General features: G+C 66.2%; 2 protein-coding genes. One reads left to right on the forward strand and one right to left on the reverse strand.

Features of this window, described 5'->3' with window-relative positions; all coding sequences use genetic code 11:
- Positions 1–161 precede the first annotated feature (161 nt).
- A complete protein-coding gene (locus G3N93_RS38625; RefSeq protein ID WP_206135395.1) occupies positions 162–665 on the forward strand; it encodes a periplasmic heavy metal sensor in 504 nt (167 codons plus the stop codon).
- Positions 666–888: 223 nt separating this feature from the next.
- Here G3N93_RS38625 and G3N93_RS38630 read toward each other — a convergent pair whose 3' ends face one another.
- Complete coding sequence (locus G3N93_RS38630) at positions 889–1695, reverse strand: alpha/beta hydrolase (RefSeq protein WP_206135396.1); 807 nt, start codon at positions 1693–1695, stop codon at positions 889–891.
- Between the last annotated feature and the right edge of the window lie 536 nt (positions 1696–2231).

The raw sequence follows: 2231 nt of genomic DNA on the forward strand, positions 1-2231 counted from the left end.
GTGTGGTGGTCGGGCGCGGCATTCGCGGGCGTGGGCCTGGCCGGCGCGCTCGCGGGCGCGGTGGCCGTGTCGATGCTGATGCTCGGCAGCGTGCCGCCTGCGCATGAGCCGGGCTATCTGACAACGACGTTCGGTGGGCCGAGCGTGGACTGGAGTGATGAATGAGTGAGCGTGGCTGGAAATTCGTCCTCGTCGGTTCGGTCGTGCTGAACGTATTCATGCTCGGCGCGATCGGCGGCGGCGCGTATCAGTGGTTCTCGACGCACCGCGACCTGCGGGCCGCGGGCGCACCGGCGTCGCGCACCGCATTGCGTTTCGCCGCGGACGAATTGCCTGACGCACGCCAGCAGGAGTTCGTTGCGGCGTTGAAGGCGGCGCGCAAGGACGGCCGCGATTTCGCACGGGAAGGGCGCGACGACCGGATCACCGTGCTGGATCTGCTCGCTGCGCCGCAGCTCGATCGCACGGCGATCGACGCCGCGCTCGATCGTACGCGCGCGGCCGATACCGCGCTGCGTGCACAGGTCGAGCGCAGCGTCGTCGATTTCGCGGCGACGCTGACGCCGGACGAGCGCGCGAAGTTCGTCGACGGGTTGCGGCGTAGCGGCAACTGGCGGCTGCCGCCGAAGTTGCAGAAGAAGCAGGGCGACGCGGCGAACAAGTAAGCAAGCGCCGCGCGGGCAACGTGCGGCGGCATGCCTTTGCAGTGATGCGCAATGCGTACGCGGAAGGCGGGTCGGCAATGCAAGCATGCATGCTTGCTGCAGGCATGCTTCAGCGAAGAATCGCAAGGCGCAAGGCGCAAGGAGCAAGGCGCAAGGAGCAAGGCGCAAGGAGCAAGGCGCAAGGCGCAACCGCGACTGTGACTGCGCTACGCGGCGCGCACGTTCAACGTGCAAGCATCCACGCGGAGATCGCGTCGACCACGCCGCTCTCCAGACCGTTGAAGCCGTGATAGGCAAACGCTTCGCACGGATCGCCCCGGGACGTGCCGCCCGACACGATCATCAGTTCGGCCTTCGGAGACTGGTCCAGCTTCTTCAACAGCGTATCCGTTTCGGATACCGGACAATATTTGCAGCCGTCGTTCTCGTGGTGAACGACGAGCACCGGAATCCTGACGCTGGCCAGGTTCATGTCCGTGACCGCCGTGCCGCCTCGATCTTCGCGGAGGATGGTGGACGTCAGCACGATACCGTCGGGCCCGCCGCCGCCGGCCAGCGCGATCGCAATGGCAGCGGCGGACTGGGTGCCGCGGCTCGTTCCGATGAGCCATACCGGTACGTGCAGTTGCTCCCGCAACCACGCGATCACGGCACGCGCGTCGTCGGCGTGTTCCTTCGAGAGTCGAAAGCCGTTGAGGTAGGGCGCGGATTGCCGGTCGCTCGGTGCATCGATGACCGCGACGGCAATGCCGTCCTTCACGAACAACTGCCTGGTGCGGACGAGAAAGTTGCCTGCACCCCAGCCGAATCGTCCGGACGGTTCCAGTTGCAGCCCGCCGTGTCCGCCGGCATAAAGAATGGCTGCGGCCTTCGGTGCGTCCGGCGCGATGAAGAGAAACCGTTGCGTCACGCCGGGGCGGGTCGGAATGTCGACGACCTTGGGCGGGTTTTGCGCATGCGCGGGATAGCCGTGCAGCGTCAGCGCGACTGCGAGCAGCCACGCACGGGTCCATTGCGAGGGTGGACGCATCGAACCGAAGCAACGAAAGCGTGCACGCAAGCTGACGGGAAGAGTGGGCATCGTAATGGTCGCTGGGTCGGGACGACGACACGCCGTGACGCGGGGCGAGACATTCCATTGAGTCTAGGTGGCTTTCCGGGAACGGCAAGCGTTCGGGCGGGTGCGGCCGGCGAGCCTTCCGACAGGACTCATGCCGGTCAGGCTAGTGAAAGCCCGTTAGCCGAAATTCGAAATATGCCCGTCCTTCGCCGGGACACGGGACCCCGATACGGCGCCTGAGCGACCCGCCGATTCGCTGCATTCGTCAGCTGAATCCGCAACAGGAATTCGAACGGCAACACGCATGCAGTCAACGCCGCGCGACGCGCCAGAAATATTCGTCCTCCTGGCGACGGATTTCCCGCCGACCCACGTTAAACACGGGTACGCATCGCGAGAGCCCTTCCATGGACCACCCGAACGACATCACCCCGGCCGCCATCGCGCTGAACCGCTTCGGTCTCGGCGCACGCGCCGACGAAGCGCCGCCTGCCGACCCGAAGGCG

This window comes from Burkholderia sp. Se-20378 (genome assembly GCF_017104665.1).
GTDB lineage: Bacteria > Pseudomonadota > Gammaproteobacteria > Burkholderiales > Burkholderiaceae > Burkholderia > Burkholderia lata.